The 24146-nt window shown below is 62.5% G+C and carries 17 protein-coding genes; 13 read left to right on the forward strand and 4 right to left on the reverse strand.

Annotated features, from left to right (window positions below; genetic code table 11):
- From NKH57_RS15750 to NKH57_RS15760, 3 genes are all read left to right on the forward strand, one after another.
- On the forward strand, positions 1 to 207 hold a 207-nt coding region (locus tag NKH57_RS15750), incomplete at its 5' end, for an adenylyl-sulfate kinase (RefSeq protein ID WP_352945287.1).
- Positions 208 to 217: 10 nt separating this feature from the next.
- Positions 218 to 1006, forward strand: coding sequence for a 3'(2'),5'-bisphosphate nucleotidase CysQ (cysQ, locus tag NKH57_RS15755; RefSeq protein ID WP_352945377.1), 789 nt, complete (start codon positions 218 to 220; stop codon positions 1004 to 1006).
- Positions 1007 to 1213: 207 nt separating this feature from the next.
- The gene (locus NKH57_RS15760) at positions 1214 to 3586 is read left to right on the forward strand and encodes a putative bifunctional diguanylate cyclase/phosphodiesterase (RefSeq protein WP_352945379.1); all 2373 of its coding nucleotides are present in this window, start codon (positions 1214 to 1216) and stop codon (positions 3584 to 3586) included.
- Positions 3587 to 3701: 115 nt separating this feature from the next.
- Here NKH57_RS15760 and NKH57_RS15765 read toward each other — a convergent pair whose 3' ends face one another.
- The 4 genes from NKH57_RS15765 to NKH57_RS15780 all read right to left on the reverse strand — a co-directional run bounded on the left by NKH57_RS15765 (position 3702) and on the right by NKH57_RS15780 (position 7693).
- Positions 3702 to 4844 (reverse strand): DegT/DnrJ/EryC1/StrS family aminotransferase, encoded by a 1143-nt coding sequence (locus NKH57_RS15765; protein WP_352945289.1) that lies wholly within the window; start codon positions 4842 to 4844, stop codon positions 3702 to 3704.
- 256 nt (positions 4845 to 5100) lie between these two features.
- Positions 5101 to 6024, reverse strand: coding sequence for a carbohydrate kinase family protein (locus NKH57_RS15770; protein WP_352945291.1), 924 nt, complete (start codon positions 6022 to 6024; stop codon positions 5101 to 5103).
- The gene (locus tag NKH57_RS15775; protein WP_352945293.1) at positions 6021 to 6467 is read right to left on the reverse strand and encodes an RbsD/FucU family protein; all 447 of its coding nucleotides are present in this window, start codon (positions 6465 to 6467) and stop codon (positions 6021 to 6023) included. Before NKH57_RS15775 ends, NKH57_RS15770 begins: the two co-directional genes overlap by 4 nt.
- Positions 6467 to 7693, reverse strand: a complete 1227-nt coding sequence (locus tag NKH57_RS15780; RefSeq protein WP_352945295.1) for an ROK family transcriptional regulator — start codon at positions 7691 to 7693, stop codon at positions 6467 to 6469. The genes NKH57_RS15775 and NKH57_RS15780 overlap by 1 nt, the downstream gene beginning before the upstream one ends.
- 269 nt (positions 7694 to 7962) lie before the next feature.
- Between NKH57_RS15780 and NKH57_RS15785 the strand changes: the two genes are divergently transcribed.
- From NKH57_RS15785 to bglA, 10 genes are all read left to right on the forward strand, one after another.
- Positions 7963 to 8940 carry a sugar ABC transporter substrate-binding protein gene (locus tag NKH57_RS15785; protein ID WP_502898064.1) on the forward strand — a complete coding sequence of 326 codons (978 nt, stop codon included), beginning with the start codon at positions 7963 to 7965 and terminating at the stop codon, positions 8938 to 8940.
- A 159-nt stretch (positions 8941 to 9099) separates the two neighbouring features.
- Positions 9100 to 10161, forward strand: a complete 1062-nt coding sequence (locus NKH57_RS15790) for an ABC transporter permease (protein ID WP_352945297.1) — start codon at positions 9100 to 9102, stop codon at positions 10159 to 10161.
- Between the two features lie 2 nt (positions 10162 to 10163).
- A complete protein-coding gene (locus NKH57_RS15795) occupies positions 10164 to 10946 on the forward strand; it encodes an ATP-binding cassette domain-containing protein (RefSeq protein ID WP_023760533.1) in 783 nt (260 codons plus the stop codon).
- A gap of 233 nt (positions 10947 to 11179) precedes the next feature.
- A complete protein-coding gene (locus NKH57_RS15800; protein ID WP_352945299.1) occupies positions 11180 to 13648 on the forward strand; it encodes a glycogen/starch/alpha-glucan phosphorylase in 2469 nt (822 codons plus the stop codon).
- Between the two features lie 104 nt (positions 13649 to 13752).
- Entirely contained in the window at positions 13753 to 15966 is a 2214-nt protein-coding gene (gene glgB, locus NKH57_RS15805) for a 1,4-alpha-glucan branching protein GlgB (RefSeq protein WP_352945300.1), read from the forward strand.
- 50 nt (positions 15967 to 16016) lie between these two features.
- Positions 16017 to 17282, forward strand: coding sequence for a glucose-1-phosphate adenylyltransferase (glgC, locus tag NKH57_RS15810; protein WP_023760530.1), 1266 nt, complete (start codon positions 16017 to 16019; stop codon positions 17280 to 17282).
- A 3-nt stretch (positions 17283 to 17285) separates the two neighbouring features.
- A complete protein-coding gene (glgA, locus tag NKH57_RS15815; protein ID WP_352945302.1) occupies positions 17286 to 18731 on the forward strand; it encodes a glycogen synthase GlgA in 1446 nt (481 codons plus the stop codon).
- Positions 18732 to 18734: 3 nt separating this feature from the next.
- A complete protein-coding gene (locus NKH57_RS15820; protein ID WP_352945304.1) occupies positions 18735 to 20363 on the forward strand; it encodes an alpha-D-glucose phosphate-specific phosphoglucomutase in 1629 nt (542 codons plus the stop codon).
- 157 nt (positions 20364 to 20520) lie between these two features.
- Positions 20521 to 22527 (forward strand): glycogen debranching protein GlgX, encoded by a 2007-nt coding sequence (glgX, locus tag NKH57_RS15825; protein WP_352945306.1) that lies wholly within the window; start codon positions 20521 to 20523, stop codon positions 22525 to 22527.
- Positions 22514 to 24139, forward strand: a complete 1626-nt coding sequence (gene bglA, locus NKH57_RS15830) for a beta-galactosidase BglA (protein ID WP_352945308.1) — start codon at positions 22514 to 22516, stop codon at positions 24137 to 24139. Before glgX ends, bglA begins: the two co-directional genes overlap by 14 nt.
- Positions 24140 to 24146: the final 7 nt, after the last annotated feature.

Raw genomic sequence — 24146 nt, forward strand, 5'->3', positions numbered from 1 at the left:
GATCCGAAGGGCCTCTATGCGCGCGCGCTGAATGGCGAGATCAAGAATTTCACCGGCGTCGATTCTCCCTACGAAGCGCCGCAAAACCCGGAAATCCATCTCCAGACACTCGGCAAGTCGGCCGAACAGATGGTAGACGCCCTGGAACACTGGCTGAACGAGCGCGACATTGCCGAAGACCAATACGACAGCGGCGGCGGCATCTGACGACACGGAGATGCTCGAAACCTTCGAGCGGCTTGCGCTGGCGGCCGGGCGCGAGGTGATGCGCGTGTTCCATGCCGGCTGTGCGGTCGACCGCAAGTCCGATTCGTCGCCAGTGACCGAGGCGGACCGTGAGAGTGAGAAGATCATTCTCGCCGGACTGCGCGCCGCGTTTCCCGACATACCTTGCGTGGCCGAAGAGGAAGCATCCGCCGGCATCGTGCCGCCCAACCTGGACGGGGCCTTCTTTCTCATCGATCCACTCGACGGCACCAAGGAATTCGTCAACCGACGCACCGATTTCACCGTCAACATCGCGCTTGTCCGTCACGGCGTGCCGGAGGTCGGAGTTGTCTTTGCCCCCTGCACGGGCCGCTTCTTTTCGGGCCTGCCGGGCAAGGCGGAATCTCTGGAGATCAATGGCGACTACCAGATCACGGCCCGTCGGCCGATTTCGGTGAGAACAGCCGTGCCGCCGCTGGCCGTCGTTGCCAGTCGGTCGCACAACACGCCGGAAACCGAGGCCTATATTCGCGACCTCGGCGCCGCCGAAATCGTCTCGGTCGGTTCGTCCTTGAAATTCTGTCTTGTCGCCAGCGCCGAGGCGGATGTCTATCCGCGCTTCGGTCGCACCATGGAATGGGACACGGCAGCGGGTGACGCCGTGTTGCGCGCGGCCGGCGGCATGACACGCACACTGGACGGCCAACCTTTGCTCTATGGCAAGCGCAGGCAAAGCGACGACGAGGATTTTGCCAATCCGCATTTTATTGCCAGCGGGGCAGGGGTGAGCCCCGCTTGAGAAGGCCCGGCAGCTTACTCGGCTGCGGCCTGCGTTGAATTCAGGTAGTTCCATTCATCTTGAATGTCTTCACTTGTGCTTAAGGCGAGTGTGGCAACCTGTAGTTGTCAACGCTTGGGGTAGAAGTCAATCAGGATGTTTGCCAAATCCATTCGGGCGCGTCTCCTGGGCCTTTCCGGCCTTTTCTTTGTCGTGCTCTTGGCGACGGTGTCGCTCGCCTCGATACAGATCGATCTCATCGAAGATCTCGTCGAAAGCCTGAACCTGAAGTCGCTCCCGGCGGCGCGGATTCTTGGCGACATTGAAGCCGAACTTGGCCGGCTTCGCCTCGCCGAGGCCACATCTCTGCCAAACGTTGCCGGTTTGGAGCCGGCGCGAGCACGCCAGCGTCTTCGGGATCTCGGGACCGCCTACTCGAACCTCGCTTTGTCGGGCGAGGAGCGACGCATGGCCGCGACCCTCGGCGATGCCCTCGAGGCCTATCTGGCAAAGCTTGACGCATCGACGGACGCCGCGCCGAATGCGGCCGCCGATGCGGTCCAACGCAACAAGCTGAGAACGCTCAGCGACGGGGTCTCTCGCGCGCTGGATGCTTTGAGCCATGCCGCCGCAACGTCCGCAACGAACGACGTCAGCGAGGCCGAAGAGGTTTCTGAATTCGCCATCGGGCTCATGGCCGGCATCGGAGCGGTTGGCCTGATCCTCACGGCCTGGATCATCCTGCGCCTCAAGAGGGGTCTGTCCGATCCTCTTGTCTCAATCGCGCGTGCGCTGTCGCGGCTGGCCCAAGGCGATAACGACGTCGTGGTTTTCGACGTTGCCAACCGCGACGACGAGATTGGTTCGATCGGAAGGGCTGTCGAGGAGTTTCGTGATAGTGTCGTGGCGCGACGGCGCATCGAGGCCGCACTCGCGGAGCAGAACAGTCGCTTAGACGCAGCGCTGACGAATTTGCCGCACGGGATGTGCATGTTCGATGCACAGACACGCCTGATCGTCTGCAATGCCCAATATGGCCGAATGTACGATTTGCCTGCAGACCTGATGACTCCCGGCACGCCGCTCGATCGCATCCTCGAGCACCGCGCGTCGGTCGGCAACGCTCCGGTCGACATGGCGACGTACTTCGACGTCGTAATGGTCTCTCGATCGAGAGGCGGAGTCGCAAGCGCCAAGATGGAGCTCACCGACGGCCGAACCGTCAAGGTCACATACAATCCCAGGCAGGAAGGGGGTTACGTCGCAACACACGAAGACATCACCGAGAGCGTCAGGGCCGAGGCGGAAATTGCACATATGGCGGGGCACGATGCTCTGACCGGACTGCCGAACCGTTACCTGCTGCATGAGAAGATTGCAGACGCTCTCGGCCGCACCCGGGCCGGTGAGAGGGCTGCGGTGCTTTGCCTCGACCTCGATCAGTTCAAGATGGTAAACGACACGCTCGGTCACACCGTCGGCGACTTGCTGTTGAAGGCGGTAGCAGAGCGCCTGACCGGTTGTGTTCGTGAGAACGACACTCTCGCGCGCCTGGGTGGCGACGAGTTCGTTGTCGTTCAGTCCGGCATCGAGGGACCGGAGCAGCCTGAGGCGCTCGCCCGCCATCTCATTGACAGCCTCTGTCAGCCGTTCGATCTCGAGGGTCACCAGGTGGTGATCGGCACGAGCATCGGGGTCGCGCTTGGCCCGGACGATGCCGATGACGCGGATCGCTTGCTTAAGCATGCGGATCTGGCGCTCTACAGGGCAAAGGCGGACGGTCGAGGCACCTACCGCTTCTTCGAAGCCGAGATGGATGCGCGGGCGCAGCGCCGCCGCCAGCTCGAGTTGGATCTGAGGCGCGCACTGGTTAGCCGCGAGTTCGAGCTATACTACCAGCCACTGGTCGACGCTCAGACCCAGAAGGTGATCGGCTTTGAGGCGCTGCTGCGGTGGAATAATGCAGCGCGCGGTGTCGTCCTCCCGTCGGAGTTCATCCCGCTGGCCGAGGAGATCGGCCTGATCATTCCCTTGGGAGAGTGGGTGCTCCGGCAGGCTTGCGCCCATGCGGCTGCGTGGCCGCATGACATCAAGGTTGCCGTCAACCTTTCGGCGGTTCAATTCAAAAGCCACGCCCTCGTGCATCACGTGGCGCTGGCACTGGCGGATTCGGGCCTGTCGCCGGGTCGATTGGAACTGGAGATCACCGAGTCGGTGCTGCTCACCGGCACAGAGGCGACACTCGCCGCGCTTTACAATATGAAGCAGTTGGGTGTGCGTATCGTCATGGATGATTTTGGCACCGGCTATTCCTCGCTGAGTTATTTACGGTCTTTCCCCTTCGACAAGATCAAGCTCGATCGCTCTTTCATTGACGGTCTGCCAGACGAGAAGGGAATGTCCGCGATTGTCAGGACGGTAGCCGATCTCGGCGCGAACCTTGGAATGATCACGACAGCGGAAGGCGTGGAATCTGCGGAGCAGTTCAGACTGGTGCGCGAACAAGGCTACACCGAGGTTCAAGGCTATTATTTCGGCCGGCCCCGTCCGGAGGGCGAAGTCCTTGGAATGCTTGGCTCCAAGATTGCTTTCGTCGCCTGATCAGTTCGGCGGTATATGGGACGCTAGGCAGGCAAAGCGACGACGAGGATTTTGCCAATCCGCATTTTATTGCCAGCGGGGCAGGGGCCAGCCCCGCTTGAGAAGGCCCGGCAGCTTACTCGGCTGCGGCCTGTGCTGAATTCGAGCCGATATAGTTGCGGATCGTCTCGATGATGCGGTCCTGGTCGGCTTCGCTGAGATAAGGGTGCATCGGCAGGCAGAGGATTCGCTTCGGTAGGTCTTCCGACACGGCAAGGCCGGTCGGCGTGCGCGGGTAGTCGCGGTAAGCAACCTGGGCATGCAGCGGCTTCACATAGTAGATAACAGACGGAATGCCCTTTTCACCAAGATGCGCCTTCAACCCGTCGCGCTTCGGCGTCTCGATCGCGTACTGCGCCCAGGCCGAACGGCTGCCGTCCAGATTGCGGGCGGCGGTAACGATGTCGCCAAGTCCGTCCGCATAGCGCATTGCCACCATCTGGCGGGCAACCATCTCGTCTTCGAGAATGGCCAGCTTCTCGATCAGGATCGCCGCCTGTATCGTGTCGAGCCGTGAATTGATGCCGACGCGGACATTGTCGTATTGCGTCTCGCCCTTGCCGTGGAAGGCGAAGGATCTGAGCTGCTCGGCCAGCGCATCGTCATTGGTGAACATCGCGCCGCCGTCGCCGTAGCAGCCAAGCGGCTTTGCCGGATAGAAGCTGGTCGAGCCGACCGCGCCGAAGGAACCGCACATCTTGCCCTCGAGCGAACCGCCCATCGACTGGGCGGCATCCTCGATCACCATCAGGCCTTCGCGGTTGGCAATCGCCATGATCGCCTCGTAGTCGGCGGCAAGGCCGAACAGATCGACGGGAATGATTGCCTTCGGCTTCAGCCGGCCTTCCTTCTTGATCATGGCGATGGCCGCCTCAAGACTGGCAATGTCGATGTTGTACGTATGCGGGTCGACATCGACGAACACTGGCTCGGCCTTGGCCAGCGCCACCACTTCGGCGGTGGCGGCGAAAGTGAAGCTCGGCACGAAGACCGCGTCGCCCGGGCCAACCCCGGCCGCAAACAGCGGCAACAGCAATGCATCCGTGCCGTTGGCACAGGCCACGACATGCTTGGTGCCGACATAGGCGGCGAGCTTGTTTTCGAATTCGGTGACCTGGGGGCCGAGAATATAGCGGCCCTCATCGACGACGCGGTCGATCGCGGCCTTCAGCCGGTCGCGGATTCGTTCGCGCTGCGCGCCAAGATCGATGAACTGCATGTCGGCCTCAAAAACGGTTTAGCCAGATAACCGGCCGCTGGTACCAGAGTTGCGCCTGCCGAGAAAGCCGGACAGGCAAAACCGCGAATTGCCCAGGTGTCGCAGTCTGTTACCCGTATTTCTCGGCATGACTTCGCGAGATGCCGGAATTCCGGGCTTCATCAGGCACGATCCTGCCCTTGTTATCCCTGGCATCGGCCCAGCGAAACATAAAGTGATCGACGCGCTCAACTAATCTTGAGCACGTTCGGGCCGCTCAGGCGATCTCGTGCCGCCAGGGTGGATTGGCGCCGGCGCGCGAGACCGTGACCGCCGCTGCCTTGGCGCCAAGCGCCAGCGCCTTGCCGATGGCATCCCGGGAAAGACTGGCGATTGCCGTCTTCGTCAGCAGGCCTTGTTCATGCAGCGAAGCGAGGATCCCCGCGTTGAACGTGTCGCCGGCGCCGACCGTGTCGACCACCTCGACCCTTTCCGGCATCACCGTGACGGCGTGCTCCTTGCTATAACCGACGGCGCCTTCGCTGCCATGCGTGACGACGATCAGCTTGGGACCGCGGTCCAGCCAGCTGTGGATGACATCCTCATGCGAGCCGGCTTCGCCGAACCAGTTCAAATCTTCGTCCGACAGTTTCACGATATCGGCCATTGTCATCATGGCGCGGATGCGCCTGAGGTGCTTGGCCTTGTCCGGGATGAAGTTCGGCCGGATGTTGGGATCGAGCATCATGACACGGCTTCCATGCTCGCGCCGCATGAACTCTTCATAGGCGCTGCCGGCGGGCTCGGAGATCAGGCTGATGGCGCCGAACAGCATGGCTTCGATCTCGCCGCCGAGCTGCGGCAGGTCGTCGACAGTGAGCATGCGGCCAGCGGTGTTCTCGTCATAGAAGGTGTAGGTCGCCTGGCCGTTGGTGAGCTTGACGAAGGCCAATGTGGTCGGTCGTGGCGAGGTGTGTGCATAGGTGGAGCTGACCTTGCTCGCCTCCAGCGCAGCCCTGAACTGACCGCCGAATAGATCCGACGACAGGCCGGAAAAGAAGCCGGCCGGCGCGCCGAGCCGACCAAGCGCGATCGCCGTGTTGAACACGGCTCCGCCGACATAAGGTGCAAAAGCCGGCTCGCCCGCTGTCGTCGTACGCGGCAGCATGTCGATCAGGGCTTCGCCGCAGCAGAGGATCATGGCTTCCTGGTCTCCGGCGGATAGATCACGCCCTTGCGGATGATGATGTTGGCGTAGAGCCGCGGCTCGCTTGTCGCGACGATGGCATACGCCGATTTGACCCGTGCATAGAAGTCGGCGCCAGCCAGTGCAACCACCTTGCGGCCCGGAGCGCGTTTGGCGCAGGTTGCCTCGATCTCCTGGTGGACAGGATCGGCAAGCGAGGGATCGCCTTTGACGGAGGCACGAAACAGCGCCTCCGGCACAAGGTCATCGACAGGCAAGATGCTCAATATCGCGTCGAGCACAGGGATAAGATCGTGACCGTCGGCCCGCACCAGCCGGGTCGCCTGTTGCTCGGCCGGATAATTTCCGTCGACAAGGGCGATTTCGTCGCCATGGCCCATGCCGCGCAAGATCGCCAGAAGCTCCGGACCGAGCAGCGCCGGGATTCCGATCAACATCAGGCGCTCCTGGAAATCGTCGTCGAGCCAATCAGGAAGCGTTCGGAAAGTGGCAGGCTGGCGCCGCCGAGCGCCCTGGCATGAATGCCGACGGTTCCCTCGCGAACGGCGGGCAGCTTCAAGCCTTCGCCGTCGATCGTGGCGATGGCCGCGATGATGGCATCGACCAGCCGGCGGCGCACGGCCTTCGGCATCCATCCGTCGATGACCGCCGCTTCGAAATCGATGACCGAGGACGCGGCGACGATCGCGTAGGCGAGCGCTCGCGAAGCACTGGCGATCCAGTCGTCGAGTTCGGCGCCGATCTCGCCCCAGTCTTCCGGCGACGTCCACAGATGCGAGGCCTCGACGCCGCGCGCATTGAGCGCCTTTTCGAGCATGGCAATGGACGCCACGTCGATCAATTGTGTCGGCTTGCCGTCCGGCCCTGGTACGGGCATCGAACCGAGTGCGCCGGCATTGCCGGTCGGGCCGCCAAACAGCCGGCCATTCAGCACGATGCCGCCACCGGCAAAGGCGCCGATATAGAAGTAGACGAAGTCACGCGCAGCGCTCGCCTGACCGAAGACGAGTTCTGCGCCGCAGGCTGAAGTAGCGTCGTTCTGCAGGTAGACTGGAAAATCGCATTGCGCCTGGATGTCGCCCCTGATGTCGCGATGACGCCATTCGTCCATGACGTCGCGCGGGGCGCCGGCGGTATCGGCCCAGTTCCACAATTCGAACGGCATGGCGATGCCGAGCCCAGCGATACGCTTGTCCTGTGCGGGCGTCAGTTCGCCACGCATCTGCCGCATGCCGTTGCTCACGAAGTCCACCGTCTCGCGTGGCGCCGGGTAGCGGTATGAATGCTGCAGCATCGAGCGCACATTGCCGAGAAAGTCGATCAGCACGAGTTCGGCGCTGCGCCGCCCGATCTTCAGGCCGATGAAGAAAGCGCCTTCGGGATTGAGCGCCATCGGGATGGAGGGCTGGCCGATCTTGCCGCGCAACGGCGCCTGGCGCAGCAGAAGGTTTTCTTCCTCCAGTTCGCGCATGATGACCGAAACCGTCTGCGCCGAAAGTCCGGTCATGCGGGCGATGTCGGATTTCGCCAGGCTGCCATGCTGACGCACCAGTGAGAGCACCAACCGCTCGTTGTGGTCGCGCATGCCACTTTGGTTGGTGCCGCGGTGAATGAGGCTGTCATTCATCTCGGGCGAACCGTGCCTCGCAATGGCGGTTTCCACCCTGTTCCTCCCGTCGTTTCCCTTCAAGGCTTTTCGGGCCAGAATGGGTGAACGAAGCAAGACTGTCAATAATAAATAAGAGTGATTTAATTATTGACAGAAGCCTCGGGCTGGTGTCTGTTGAGACAGCGTCCACGCTGGGAGAATTTCGTTGGATGCGCCGCAGGTGCCGGTTGGCCGGCATCCGGAATGGTTCCACTGGGAGGAAGATCGTGACCAATACAAAACTGTTGAAATCGACCGTGTTTGCCGCCGCGGCCCTGAGCCTGATGGCGTTTGCCTCGTCCGCATCCGCGGCCGGTGTCGGTGCCTGCCTGATCACAAAGACCGACACCAATCCCTTCTTCGTCAAGATGAAGGAAGGCGCGACGGCGAAGGCCAAGGAACTCGGCGTCGACCTCAAGACCTACGCCGGCAAGATCGACGGCGACAGCGAGAGCCAGGTCGCGGCGATCGAAAGCTGCATCGCCGACGGCGCCAAGGGTATCCTGATCACGGCATCCGACACCAAGGGCATCGTGCCAACCGTGAAGAAGGCGCGTGACGCGGGTCTGCTGGTGATCGCACTCGACACGCCCCTCGATCCGATCGACGCCGCCGACGCAACCTTTGCAACGGACAATCTCGAAGCTGGCAAGCTGATCGGCGCCTGGGCCGCCGCCACACTCGGCGACAAGGCCAAGGACGCCAAGATCGGCTTCCTCGACCTGACCCCCTCGCAGCCGACCGTCGATGTGCTGCGCGACCAGGGCTTCATGATGGGCTACGGCATCGACGTGAAGGATCCCAACAAGATCGGCGATGAGGACGATGCGCGCATCGTCGGCCACGACGTCACCAACGGCAACGAGGAGGGCGGCCGCAAGGCGATGGAGAACCTTCTGCAGAAGGACAACACCATCAACGTGATCCACACCATCAACGAGCCCGCAGCTGTCGGCGCCTACCAGGCGCTCAAGGCCGTCGGCCTCGAAAGCCAGGTGCTGATCGTTTCCGTCGATGGCGGCTGCCCCGGCGTGAAGTCGGTGGCCGAAGGTGTCATCGGCGCCACGTCGCAGCAATATCCGCTGCAGATGGCGGCGCTTGGCATCGAGGCGATCGCTGCTTTCGCCAAGGACGGAACCAAGCCGAAGCCGACCGAAGGCAAGAATTTCTTCGACACCGGCGTCAACCTGGTGACCGATAAGCCGGCCACCGGCGTGAAGTCCATCGACACCAAGGAAGGCCTCGCCAAGTGCTGGGGCTGATGCCGGTCTGACCGGCAACAACCAAACCTGAGCGGTCGGGGCTTGATCCCCGGCCGCTTCGGGTGGACGATGGTCGCGTGACCGCGAACAATCCCGGCAGCAGACCGGACAAGCGTGGACGGGCGTCGGCGTTTGGCTGCAGCCCCACGGGGAGGAAATATGGCTCAAGCTCAAGAATTCGAGAAAGTTCTCTCGGGCAGCGACACCAGTGTAGCCGCTTTTGACGAGCACAAATCGGCCGTCAAACGCATCCAGCATTTCCTGCATTCGACCCCGGCCGCGGTGCCGTTGATCGTGCTGGTTCTGGCAATCATCGTCTTCGGCATCACCATCGGAGGGCGGTTCTTTTCGTCCTACACGCTGACGCTGATCCTGCAGCAGATTGCCATCGTCGGCATTCTCGGCGCCGCGCAGACGCTGGTCATCCTGACCGCCGGCATCGACCTGTCGATTGGCGTCATCATGGTGATTTCAGCGGTGATCATCGGCAATTGCGCGGTCAGTTACGGTATGCCCAGTGTGCTCGCCGTGGCGATCGGGCTTGCCGCCGGCGCGGCCTGCGGGCTGCTCAACGGGCTGCTGGTTGCCTACATGAAGCTGCCGCCCTTCATCGTGACGCTTGGCACCTGGAACATCGTCATGGCCACGAACTTCATCTATTCGGCCAATGAGACGATCCGCGACACCGACGTCGACAACCAGGCACCGCTGCTGCATCTGTTCGCCCTTAGCTTTAAAGTTGGGACCGCGGTGCTGACGCTCGGCGTCATTGCGACAGTCTTGCTTGTGATGGTCCTCTGGTACGTGCTCAATCACACGGCATGGGGCCGCCATGTCTATGCCGTCGGCGATGACCAGGAAGCGGCGAAGCTGTCGGGTATCCAGACCAAGAAGGTGCTGGTGACGGTCTACACCCTTGCCGGGTTGATCGCAGCTTTCGCGGCCTGGGTCTCGATCGGCCGCAACGGGTCGATCTCGCCGTCCGCCGCCGTCACAGACTACAATCTGCAGGCGATCACCGCGACGGTGATCGGCGGAATTTCCCTGTTCGGCGGACGCGGCTCGATCCTGGGCACGCTGTTTGGCGCGATGATCGTCGGCGTCGTCTCCATGGGCCTCAACATGCTGGGCGCCGATCCGCAATGGAAAGTGCTGCTCACCGGTGTGCTGATCATCGGCGCCGTGGCTGTCGACCAATGGATCAGAAAGGTTTCGGCATGACCATGACTCAGGAACCCATCCTCACCGCTCGTGGCCTGATCAAACGCTATGGCCGCGTCACCGCCCTCGACAATGCGGACTTCGACCTCTACCCAGGCGAAATCCTCGCCGTCATAGGCGACAATGGTGCCGGCAAATCGTCGCTCATCAAGGCGATTTCCGGCGCGGCCGTGCCCGACGAAGGGGAGATCCGGCTTGAAGGCAAACCCGTCGCCTTCAAATCGCCGATGGAGGCCCGCGAAGCCGGCATCGAGACCGTCTATCAGAATCTGGCGCTGTCGCCGGCGCTGTCGATCGCCGACAACATGTTCCTTGGCCGCGAGATCCGCAAACCGGGTTTTCTGGGCGACTGGCTTCGTATGCTCGACCGTCCGGCGATGGAAAAGCGCGCCCGCGACAAGCTCACCGAACTTGGCCTGATGACCATCCAGAACATCTCCCAGGCGGTGGAAACGCTCTCAGGCGGCCAGCGCCAAGGCGTGGCGGTGGCGCGCGCCGCCGCATTCGGCAGTCGTGTCGTGATCATGGATGAACCGACGGCAGCCCTTGGCGTCAAGGAGAGCCGCCGCGTGCTCGAACTGATCCTCGACGTCAAGAAGCGCGGCCTTCCGATCGTGCTCATCTCGCACAACATGCCGCATGTCTTCGAAGTGGCCGACCGCATTCACATCCACCGGCTGGGTCGTCGCCTCTGCGTCATCGATCCCAAGCAATATACGATGTCCGATGCCGTGGCTTTCATGACCGGTGCAAAGGTTCCGCCCGAGGCAGCGCTCGCGGCTTGAGGCATGTGGCCAAAGTGCGTGACGGTTTTGGGACAACGACAGGCACGGAACAAGAATTTGAAGCGCGATGCGCAGATCGTCTCAGCGCGCCGCGCTTGAAATTGTCAAATTGCCGCAGGGTAAAGCAAGCATGGGCTGATCTAAATCGATTGAACATGAAGCGGTATCGGCTAGCATGGGCTGGGAGGAACGATGAAAGCCGGTATGATCATGGCAACCGCACGAGAGGCAGCATGACGAGCGCGATGACATCCGAACCCCTCCCGCCACTGCTCGAAAATCCTGATCCAGAGACGCTCGCAAGGGAAGTCTTGATGGCCCTCAAATATCGGGTCGGCAAGGATACCACGGTCGCGACCCAATACGACTGGCTGACCGCCTCGATCAAGGTCGTGCGCGACCGCATCGTCGACCGCTGGATGCAGGCGACGAAGGAGGCCTATGACCAGAAGGAAAAGCGCGTCTATTATCTGTCGCTGGAGTTCCTCATCGGCCGGCTGATGCGCGATGCCTTCTCCAATCTCGGTCTGATGGACAATATGCGCGAGGCGTTGTCGTCGCTGGGCGTCGATCTCGATCTCATCGCCGCGCTCGAGCCTGATGCGGCACTCGGCAATGGCGGCCTCGGCCGGCTTGCCGCCTGCTTCATGGAAAGCATGGCGACCGTCGACATCCCCGCGCATGGCTACGGCATTCGTTACGCCAACGGCATGTTCCGCCAGGAGATTCACGACGGCTGGCAGGTCGAATTGCCCGAAACCTGGCTCGATCACGGCAACCCGTGGGAGTTCGAACGCCGCGAACGCTCGTTCGAGGTCGGGTTCGGTGGTTCGGTGGAATCGATCACCTCGAAGGATGGCCGACTCGATCGCCATGTCTGGAAGCCGACCGAGCATGTGCTGGCCGTCGCCTATGATACGCCCGTGGTCGGCTGGCGGGCCAATCGCGTCAACACCCTGCGGCTCTGGTCGGGCATGCCGGTCGATCCGATCCTGCTCGACAAATTCAATGCCGGCGACCATATCGGCGCGCTTGCCGAAAGCAACAAGGCCGATGCCTTGTCGCGCGTTCTCTATCCCGCCGATTCCCACAAGGCCGGGCAGGAACTGCGGCTCAGACAGGAGTACTTTTTCTCCACCGCCTCGCTGCAGGACATCGTCCAGCGGCATCTCAGCCAGTATGGCGACCTGAAATCGCTGCCCGACAAGGCTGCGATCCACCTCAACGACACCCACCCGGCTATCGCTGTGCCTGAACTGATGCGCCTGTTGATGGATGTCCACGGCATGGATTTCGATCAGGCCTGGGATACCACCAAGCGCACCTTCGGCTACACCAACCACACGCTGCTGCCCGAGGCGCTGGAAAGCTGGCCGGTGCCGCTGTTCGAGCGGCTTTTGCCGCGCCACATGCAGATCGTCTACGCCATCAATGCCGAAGTGCTGCTTGAGGCGCGCGCGTCCAACCAGTTCTCGGACGAGCAGATCAGCCGCATCTCGCTGATCCAGGAAAATGGCGACCGCCGGGTGCGCATGGGCAATCTGGCCTTTGTCGGCTCGCATTCGATCAACGGCGTTTCGGCTCTGCACACCGACCTGATGAAGGAGACGGTGTTTGCCGACCTGCACAAGCTCTACCCCGATCGCATCAACAACAAGACCAACGGCATCACGCCGCGGCGCTGGCTGATCCAGTGCAACCCCGGCCTGACGTCGCTCGCCCGCGAGGCGATCGGTGATCGCTTTCTCGACGACATCGACGCCATCAAGGATCTCGATGGCTTCGCCGGCGACGCCGCGTTTCGCGACAAGTTCGCCGCCGTCAAGCGCGCCAACAAGGCGCGGCTGGCCAACCTCGTCGCCGACCGTCTCGGCATCAAGGTCGACCCCTCGGCGCTGTTCGATATCCAGATCAAGCGCATTCACGAATACAAGCGCCAGCTCCTGAACATCCTCGAGGCGATCGCGCTTTACGATCAGATCCGCTCGCATCCCGAGCGTGACTGGATGCCGCGCGTGAAATTCTTCGGCGGCAAGGCGGCGCCCAGCTATCACAATGCCAAGCTGATCATCAAACTCGCCAACGACGTCGCCAAGGTCATCAACCGCGACCCGGCGGTGCGCGGCTTGCTGAAGGTGGTGTTCGTGCCGAACTACAATGTCAGCCTGGCCGAGATCATGATGCCGGCTGCCGACTTGTCGGAGCAGATCTCGACCGCCGGCATGGAAGCGTCCGGCACTGGCAACATGAAGTTCGCCCTGAACGGCGCGTTGACCATCGGCACGCTCGACGGCGCCAATGTCGAGATCAAGGAGTGCGTCGGCGACGACAATATCTTCATCTTCGGCCTGAGCACCGCCGAGGTCGCAGAGCGGCGAAACAACGGCTACAACCCGCGCGCTGTCATCGAAGGATCATCCGAGCTGGCGCAAGCAGTTGCGGCTGTTTCGTCAGGTGTCTTTTCGCCGGACGATCCAGAGCGTTACCGCGACCTTATCGACGGTCTCTACAGCAGCGACTGGTTCATGGTTGCTGCCGATTTCGATGCCTATGCCGCCGCCCAGCGCGAGGTCGATGCAGTCTGGCGCAACAGTCCCGACTGGTATGCCCGGGCAATCCGCAACGTTGCGCGTGTCGGCTGGTTCTCCTCCGATCGCACCATCCGTCAATATGCGAAAGAAATCTGGAACGTGCCTGTCTGATGTGATTGCATGAGGCTGCGAACGAGGTGGTCCTGGGGTGTGAATTCGACAGTCGAATTCACACCCCAAACAAACGCTTGGTGCCTGGGGAGGGACACTGCCTGATGAAGAAGCCGCGCGCGACCGCTGGGACAAGCGGGCCGGACGGACTGGCGCCGGCCAGCGATGTTGCGGCGATTGTTGCCGGCACGCATGGTGACCCCTTCGCAGTTCTTGGCGTCCATGAGGTCGGCAAGAACCTGTTTGCCCGCTGCTTTGTACCACATGCCGAATTCGTCACAGCCTACACGCTGACCGGCATCATCGCGGGGGAACTGTCCAGGCGCGACGATGGCGGCTTTTTCGAAGGCAAGCTCTCGATCAAGAAGCGCCAGCCCCTGCGCTATCACGCGCGCAATGCCGGCGGCGACTGGTGGCTGACAGATCCCTATTCGTTCGGTCCGGTGCTTGGCCCGATGGACGACTACTACATCGCCCAAGGCTCGCACCTAAGACTGTTCGACAAGCTCGGCGCCCATGTCATCGACCACGAAGGCGCTTCCGGGGTGCATTTCGCCGTCTGGGCTCCCAATGCCCGACGCGTCTCGGTGGTCGGTGATTTCAACGAATGGGACGGTCGCCGGCACACGATGCGCGATCGCCGCGACACCGGCATCTGGGAGCTGTTCGTACCCGACATCGGTGCCGGACGACCCTACAAGTACGAGATCATCGGCCCGGACGGCGTAAGGCTGCCGCTGAAGGCGGACCCGTTCGCCTTCAAATCCGAATTGCGGCCGGCCACCGCTTCGGTCGTGGCCATGCCACCAGCGCATGAGTGGGGGGATGAGGCGCATCGCAATTTCTGGCGCAATGCCGACCACCGGCGCGAAGCGATCTCGATCTATGAGGTCCATGCCGGTTCCTGGCAGCTTCGCGACGACGGTACGTTCCTGTCATGGGACGAGTTGGCCGACCGGCTGATCCCCTATGTCGTCGAGACCGGCTTCACCCATATCGAATTCATGCCGATCTCCGAACACCCTTATGACCCATCCTGGGGCTATCAGACGACCGGCCTCTACGCACCGTCGGCCCGCTTCGGCGACCCTGACGGCTTTGCCCGTTTCGTCGATGGCGCCCACCGCGCCGGCGTCGGTGTCATCCTCGACTGGGTACCCGCGCATTTCCCGGTCGATGCGCATGGCCTGGCCAATTTCGATGGCACCGCGCTTTATGAGCATGCCGATCCGCGCAAGGGTTTTCATCCCGACTGGAACACCGCGATCTATAATTTCGGCCGCCGCGAAGTGGTGTCCTTCCTCGTCAACAACGCTTTGTTCTGGGCCGAAAAATACCATGTCGACGGTTTGCGCGTCGATGCGGTCGCCTCGATGCTCTACCTCGACTATTCGCGCAAGGCCGGCGAATGGATCCCCAACGAGAAGGGCGGCCGCGAGAACCTCGAGGCGGTCAGCTTCCTGCAGAAGATGAACAAGGAGGTCTATGGCCACCATCCCGGCGTCATGACCATCGCCGAGGAATCGACCTCATGGCCGAAGGTCTCGGCGCCGGTGCACGAGGGCGGCCTAGGCTTCGGCTTCAAATGGAACATGGGCTTCATGCATGACACGCTGGAGTACTTCTCCAAGGAGCCGATCTTCCGCAAGCACCACCACAATGACCTCACCTTCGGCCTGACCTACGCCTTCTCGGAGAACTTCATGCTGCCGCTCTCGCATGACGAGGTCGTGCATGGCAAAGGCACGCTGCTTGGCAAGATGGCCGGCGACGACTGGCAGAAATTCGCGACTTTGCGCGCCTACTACGCCTTCATGTGGGGTTATCCCGGCAAGAAGCTACTTTTCATGGGACAGGAGTTCGCGCAGCGCCGCGAATGGAGCGAAGCGCGCGCGCTCGACTGGAACCTGCTCGAATTCCGGCCGCATCGCGGCGTCTGGCAGACGGTGCGCGATCTCAACTATCTCTACCGTTCGCGCCCGGCGCTGCACGGGCGCGACTGCGAACCGGAAGGGTTTTCCTGGCTGATCGTCGACGACAGCCAGAATTCGGTTTTCGCCTGGCTGCGCAGCGCACCGGGGGGCAACCCGGTGGCCGTCATTTCCAATTTTACGCCGGTGCCGCGCGACAACTATCGCGTGCCGTTGCCAACGGCCGGCAAATGGCGCGAAATCATCAACACCGACGCTTCGGAATATGGCGGTTCCGGCAAGGGCAATGGCGGCACGGTCGAGGCCCGGGCGGAGGGCGGAAGCATCTCTGCGACGATGCTTTTGCCGCCGCTGTCGACGATCATGCTTGAACCCGTGGCCGACTGAGCCATGTCGAGGTCGAGTAAGTCGAGACTGAGTAACTTGGGAGGGTAGAAATGGCAGACTTGAAACGGACCCAGCCGCTGGCGCGCGATGCCATGGCCTATGTATTGGCCGGCGGCCGTGGCAGCCGCCTCAAGGAACTGACTGACCGGCGCGCCAAGCCGGCCGTCTATTTCGGCGGCAAGACGCGCATCATCGACTTCGCGCTTTCCAACGCACTCAACTCCGGCATTCGCCGCCTTGGCGTCGCCACCCAGTACAAGGCGCATTCGCTGATCCGCCATCTGCAACGTGGCTGGAACTTCCTGCGGCCCGAGCGAAACGAGAGTTTCGACATCCTGCCGGCCAGCCAGCGCGTCTCGGAAACGCAGTGGTATGAGGGCACGGCCGACGCCGTCTATCAGAACATCGACATCATCGAGGCCTACGGCCCCGAATACATGGTGGTCCTGGCTGGCGACCACATCTACAAGATGGACTACGAACTGATGCTTCGCCAGCATGTCGACGCCAATGCCGATGTCACCGTCGGGTGCCTCGAAGTGCCGCGCATGGAAGCCACCGGCTTCGGCGTCATGCATGTCGACGGCAAGGACAACATCATTGCTTTCGTCGAAAAGCCCGCCGACCCGCCCGGCATTCCCGACAAGCCGGAATTCGCTCTGGCCTCGATGGGCATCTATGTCTTCAAGACCAAGTTCCTGATGGAGCAGTTGCGCCGTGACGCGGCCGAGCCGGGCTCCAGCCGCGATTTCGGCAAGGACATCATCCCCTATATCGTCCAGCACGGTAAGGCGATTGCCCACCGCTTCGCCAAGTCCTGCGTCCGCTCGACCGCCGAGAACGAGGCTTACTGGCGCGATGTCGGAACGGTCGACGCCTATTGGGAAGCCAATATCGACCTGACCGATATCACGCCGGAGCTCGATCTCTACGACCGCGATTGGCCGATCTGGACCTATGCCGAATTGAAGCCGCCGGCAAAGTTCGTGCATGACGAGGATGGCCGCCGGGGTTCGGCCGTGTCCTCGCTGGTATCGGGCGATTGCATCGTCTCGGGGGCCTCGCTGAAACGAAGCCTGATCTTCACCGGTGCGCGCATCAATTCCTATTCGACGCTGGAAGAAGTCGTCATGCTGCCCGACGTTCATGTTGGCCGGAACGCAAAGTTGAAGCGCGTGGTCATCGACCACGGTGTTAGAATACCGGAAGGGCTGGTAGTCGGCGAAGATCCCGTTCTCGACGCCAAGCGTTTTCGGGTTTCGGAAAAGGGCATTTGCCTGGTCACCCAGGACATGATCGACAAGTTAGGGCTCTAGTGCATGCAGGTTCTGTCGGTCACGCCTGAGATTTTCCCGCTGATCAAGACCGGTGGACTTGCCGACGTGACCGGCGCGCTGCCCATCGCGCTGGCGACCAAGGGCGTGACCATGCGCACGCTCATTCCCGGTTTTCCGACCGTCATGGCCGCCTTCAAGAAAAGGAAGGCGGTTCTGCAATATCCCTTGCTGCAGGGTGGCAAGGCCTCCGTCCATTCCGTCCAGCTCGCCGGGCTCGAGCTGTTCGTGCTAGACGCGCCGCATCTGTTCGATCGTCCCGGCGGTCCCTATGGCAATGCGACCGGCGTCGACTGGCCCGACAATTGGCGGCGCTTCGCGGCGCTGAGCCAGGTCGGCAGCGACATTGCCGGTGGCGCCATCTCGGGCTACCAGCCCGACATCGTCCATGCCCATGACTGGCAGTCTGCGATGGCCCTGGCCTACATGCGCTACGGCAGGGCAGTCGGCGTGCCCTCGATGCTAACCGTCCACAATCTCGCCTTCCAGGGCCAGTTCGGCGCCGGCATCTTCGGCGAGCTCGGCTTGCCGGCGGCGGCGATGGCGCTCGACGGCGTCGAATATTACGGTGGCGTCGGCTTCCTCAAAGCCGGCCTGCAGGCGGCCTGGGCAATCACCACGGTCAGTCCAACCTACGCGCAGGAGATTCGCTCAGCGGAATTCGGCATGGGTCTCGACGGCCTCATCAACATGCGCTCCAGCGATCTCCATGGCATCGTCAACGGCATCGACACCGGGATATGGGATCCCGAAACCGACAAGCATCTGGTGTCCACCTATACGGCCAGCACGCTGAAGGCGCGCGCCCCCAACAGGGCGGCCGTCGAAGATCGCTTCAGCCTTGAGCGCGACGACAGTCCGATCGTCTGCGTCGTCAGTCGCCTGACCTGGCAAAAGGGCATGGACATCTTGGCGACAGCCGTTGATGGCGTCGTTGCGACTGGCGCGCGCCTGGCGATTCTGGGCTCGGGCGATGCTGGTCTTGAAGGCGCACTGCTTGCCGCGGCCGCCAGGCATCGCGGCCGTATCGGGGTCGTGGTCGGCTATGACGAGGGACTGTCGCACATCATGCAAGGCGGCTGCGACGCCATCGTCATTCCTTCGCGCTTCGAACCCTGCGGGCTGACACAGCTTTACGGACTGCGCTATGGCTGCGTTCCGGTGGTCGCCCGCACCGGCGGCCTGGCCGATACGGTCATCGACGCCAACGAGGCCGCCATTTCAGCCGGTGTGGCCACCGGCTTCCAGTTCGCGCCCAACGATGGGGGTGCCTTGCTGCACGCCATCCGCCGCCTGGTCGACGCCCATGCCAGTCCGGTGGTCTGGGAATCGATGCAACGCCAAGGCATGAAAGCCGATGTGTCGTGGGACAAGAGCGCGGAAAAATATTTTGAACTCTATCGCTCGCTGCTTTCGAAAAGGGTTTCTTGAAGCATGATACGGACCGTCCCCACCAAACCCTATTCCGATCAGAAGCCCGGCACGTCGGGCCTGCGCAAGAAGGTGCCGGTGTTCCAGCAGGAGCACTATGCCGAGAACTTCATCCAGTCGATCTTCGACGCGCTCGATGGTTTCAAGGGCAAGACCCTGGTGATCGGCGGCGATGGCCGCTTCTACAACCGCGAGGTCATCCAGAAGGCAATCGCCATGGCGGCCGCCAACGGCTTCGGCAAGGTGATGGTCGGCCAGGGCGGCATCCTGTCGACGCCGGCCGCCTCGCATGTCATCCGCAAATACAAGACCTTCGGCGGCATCATCCTGTCGGCCAGCCACAATCCGGGCGGCCCGCACGAGGATTTCGGCATCAAGTACAATGCCGGCAATGGCGGCCCGGCGCCTGAAAAGCTGACCGACGCGATATTCGCCAAGACCAAGGCGATCTCGAGCTTCAGAACCGCCGATATCGATCCGATCGACATCGACACAACAGGCACGGTCGAGGTCGCCGGCATGACGGTCGAGATCATCGATCCGGTCGCCGACTATGCCGAGCTGATGGAAAGCCTGTTTGATTTCGACGCATTGCGCAAACTGTTCAAGTCCGGCTTCCGCATGCGCTTCGACGCCATGCATGCCGTGACCGGCCCCTATGCCAAGGAAATCCTGGAAAACCGGCTGGGTGCGCCCAACGGCACCTGCCGCAACTTCAAGCCGTTGCCGGATTTCGGCGGCCATCACCCGGACCCGAACCTCGTCCATGCCAAACACCTCTATGACGAGATGATGGGGCCGGACGCACCGGATTTCGGCGCTGCCTCGGACGGCGACGGCGACCGCAATCTGATCATCGGCAAGGGCATTTTCGTCACTCCGTCGGATTCAGTCGCCATGCTCGCCGCTAACGCCCGCCTGGCGCCCGGCTACAAGGCTGGTTTGAAAGGCATTGCCCGCTCGATGCCGACCAGTGGCGCTGCCGATCGTGTTGCTGAAAAACTCGGCATCGGCATCTACGAGACGCCGACCGGCTGGAAGTTCTTCGGCAATCTGCTCGACGCCGACATGGCGACGATTTGCGGCGAGGAAAGTGCTGGCACCGGCTCCAACCATGTTCGCGAGAAGGACGGTCTGTGGGCGGTGCTGCTGTGGCTCAACATCCTTGCCGCGCGCGGCGAAAGCTGCAAGCAGATCGTCACCGAGCACTGGGCAACCTACGGCCGCAATTACTATTCGCGGCATGACTATGAAGAGGTCGAGAGCGACCGTGCCAACGCGCTGGTCGACGAACTCCGCGCCAGGCTCGGCGCGTTGCCGGGCACCAGCGTGCGAGGCATGACAGTCGCCAGTGCCGACGATTTTGCCTATCACGATCCGGTCGATGGTTCGACCAGCGAGCATCAGGGCATCAGGGTTATGTTCGAAGGCGGTTCGCGCGTCGTCTTCCGGTTGTCCGGCACCGGCACGTCGGGCGCGACGTTGCGCGTTTATATCGAGCGCTATGAGCCGGACAAGTCGAGACACGATCTCGACACGCAGGCCGCACTTGCCGATCTGATTGCCGCGGCCGATGATATTGCCGGGATCAAGAGTCACACCGGTCGCAACAAGCCGAGCGTGATCACTTGAGGGTGGCGGTGGCTTCACCCTCCCCCTTGTGGGGAGGGTCGATCCGCGTTGCGGAGCGAGATGGGGGTGCTCATAAAGCGCTTTTCCTGCGCCGCCCCCCACCCCGCTCACTTCGTTCGCGACCCTCCCCACAAGGGGGAGGGTGGAGGACGCGCTGGTGAGCCAGCTCGGCGCTACCGTCACCCGCGACGGCATCCGCTTTGCCGCCTGGTCGCAGGCCGCCAGACGGCTCTGGGTCTCGATCTTCAACGAGCAGGGCAATCGGGAAATCGAACGGCTCGAGCTGCGGCCGGAAGGCGAGGGCGTCCATGCGCTGTTTGTTGCGGGTCTTGGCCCCGGCACCCGCTACGGTTTTCGCGCCGATGGCGACTACGCGCCGGAGCGCGGGCTGTGGTTCGACCCCGCCAAGCTCCTGACCGACCCTTACGCCGTCGAGATCGACAGGTCTTACGCCTATGACTGGCGGCTGGCCCAGCGTCGCGGCGAGGGCGCCGATACCGCGCCGCTGATGCCGAAGGCGATTGCGGTTGCCTTGCCGAAGCCGGTGCAGGCTGCGCCGCCGCTCTTTCAGCCCGGTGATCTGATCTACGAAGTGCCGGTGCGCGCCTTCACAATGCTGCACCCAGACGTTCCGGAAAAATTGCGCGGTACGGTCGCGGCGTTGGCTCACCCCGCGATAATCGAGCACCTAAAAAAACTCGGCGTTGGCGCGGTCGAACTGATGCCGGTGACGGCATCGATCGATGAGCGGCATTTGCCGTCGCTCGGGCTGCGCAACGCCTGGGGCTACAATCCCGTCACGTTCATGGCGCTCGATCCACGCCTGGCGCCGGGCGGCATCATGGAATTGCGAAACACCGTCGCCGTGCTGCGCCGGGCTGGCATCGGCGTCATCCTTGATCTCGTCTTCAACCATACCGGCGAGAGCGACAGGCTCGGGCCCACGCTGTCGCTGCGCGGTCTCGATAACCAGGCCTATTATCGGCATACATCTGACGGCAGGCTGGCCAACGATACCGGCACCGGCAACACCGTCGCTTGCGATCATCCGGTCGTCAGGGAAATGGTCCTCGACACGCTTCGCCACTTTGTCCGGGATACCGGCGTCGATGGTTTCCGCTTCGACCTGGCGCCCATTCTGGGCCGTGTCGAAGGAACATTCGATGCCGAGGCGCCGCTGCTGAAGGCGATGCGCGAAGATGTGCTCCTAGCCGAGCGCGTATTGATCGCCGAGCCCTGGGATATCGGCCTGGATGGCTATCAGCTCGGCAATTTCCCGCCTTCCTTCCTTGAATGGAACGATAAGTACCGCGACGATATCAGGCGCTTCTGGCGCGGCGACGCCGGCATGGTCGGCGCCCTGGCTACCCGGCTGGCCGGTTCGTCCGATGTGTTTGTCGCGAAGGGACGAAACGGCAGCCGCTCGGTCAATTTCATCGCCGCCCATGACGGCATGACGCTCGCCGACATCGTGCGCTACGAGCGCAAGCACAACGAGGCCAATGGCGAGCAGAATCGCGACGGCCACAACGAGAACTTGTCCTGGAACAACGGCGTCGAAGGGGATGCGGACGACCCGGCTGTGGCAGCGGCTCGCCTGAACGACCAGCGCGCGCTGCTCGCCACACTGTTTGCCTCGCGCGGCACCATCTTGCTGACGGCTGGCGACGAATTCGGCCGCACCCAGCAGGGCAACAACAACGCTTATGCGCAGGATAACGAGATCACCTGGCTCGACTGGGCCGGCCGCGACCAGGCTCTTGAGCGCTACACGGCGCTGCTCTCGACGTTGCGCCGCGCGACATCAGTGCTTTCCGATACAGGCTTCCTCACTGGCCGGTCGCCGGCAGGCTCGGAGATGCCGGACGTCGCCTGGCTGACCGAGACAGGCGTGCCGCTCAATGAACAGAGCTGGCAGGATCCGCAGCGGCACCGTCTTGTCATGATCCTGGGTGGCGCCATCGATGGCGAGGGTCGCCTTGCCGTCATCATCAACGGCGATCGTCGGGCCTGCATGGTCACCCTGCCTGAGCGTGAAGGGTTTTTCTGGACCGCCGCCGTCGAGGCAGCTGACATCTCGCGGCCGGTATCGGGGCGGACGGTGATCTTCATGATCGAACAAGCGCAGGCCGGCACAAGGGAGAAGCGCAATGGCGTCAGCTGACAAGGCCGGATGGTGGCGCGGCTGCGTCATCTACCAGATCTATCCGCGCTCGTTCCAGGACACGACCGGCGACGGCAGCGGCGATCTCGCAGGCATTACGTCGAGGCTCGCTCATGTCGCCTCGCTTGGTGTCGATGCTGTCTGGCTGTCGCCCTTCTTCAAGTCGCCGATGGCCGATATGGGCTACGACGTGTCGAACTACTGCGATGTCGATCCGATGTTCGGCACGCTTGAGGATTTCGATGCGCTGGTTGCCGAGGCGCATCGTCTCGGCCTGAAGATCGTCATCGACCAGGTGCTGTCGCATTCATCCGACAAACACGACTGGTTCGTCGAAAGCCGCGCCAGCCGCGATAATCCCAAGGCCGACTGGTATGTCTGGGCCGACGCCAAGCCTGATGGCGGCGCGCCCAACAACTGGCTCTCTGTTTTCGGTGGCCCGGCCTGGGAATGGGATTCGACCCGCCGGCAATATTACATGCACAATTTCCTCGCCTCGCAGCCGGACCTGAATTTCCACAATCCGGAGGTTCAGGATGCGCTTCTGGAAACGGTGCGGTTCTGGCTGGAGCGCGAGGTCGACGGCTTCCGGTTGGATACGGTCAACTACTATGTCCATGACCGCTGGCTGCGCAGCAATCCGCCCCTGGCGTCGAGCGTCGCCGGCACCAACAGCGAGACCAACACCTACCTCTACCAGGAGCACCTGTTCGACAAGACGCAGCCGGAAAACCTGGCGTTCCTCAGGCGCTTCAGGGCGCTGCTCGACGAATATGACGACCGCGCCGCCGTCGGCGAGATCGGCGACGAGGGCCGCTCCCTGCAGACGCTCGCCGCCTACACCTCAGGCGGCGACAAGCTGCATATGTGCTACACTTTCGACCTGCTGGGGCCGCAGTTCTCGGCGGCGCATGTGCGTGGCTGCGTCGAAGCCTTCGAGGCGGCCGTTTCCGATGGCTGGGTCTGCTGGGCGTTCTCCAACCATGACGTGGTGCGCCATGTCAGCCGCTGGACAAGGCCGGGCAGCGATCCCGACGCGGTCGCAAGATTCTCGATCATGCTGCTGTCGTGCCTGCGCGGCTCGATCTGCCTCTACCAGGGCGAGGAACTCGGCCTGGAGGAGGCGGAGCTTGCTTATGAGGATCTGCGCGATCCCGTCGGCATCCGCTTCTGGCCGGGCATCAAGGGCAGGGATGGATGTCGCACGCCGATGGTCTGGGAGGCCGGCGCCGACAATGCGGGCTTCTCGACGGCCAAGCCGTGGCTGCCCATACCGGCCAGCCATCGCGCCCGAGCGGTCGACGTGCAGAATGCAGACGCCACATCGGTGCTCACGTCCTATCGGGCCGCCCTGGCGTTGCGCAGGGAGCATGAGGCGCTGGTAACAGGCTCGATCCTCTTTATTGACGCTGAGGGTGACGTGCTCGCCTTCATCCGCGAAGGCGGCGGCGAGAGACTGCTCTGTGTCTTCAATTTCACAGGGGAGCCGGCGAATTGGCCCTTGCCTCCTGATATCGGAGCGGTCGTAAAGCTTGCCGGCGATGCAGCTGCCGTCGAGGAGACCGGGCTCCCGTTGCCTGCGCTCGGATATTTTCTTGGCCGCCTCGATTGACGTCCGT

Source organism: Mesorhizobium sp. M1050, from assembly GCF_040318715.1.
GTDB lineage: Bacteria > Pseudomonadota > Alphaproteobacteria > Rhizobiales > Rhizobiaceae > Mesorhizobium.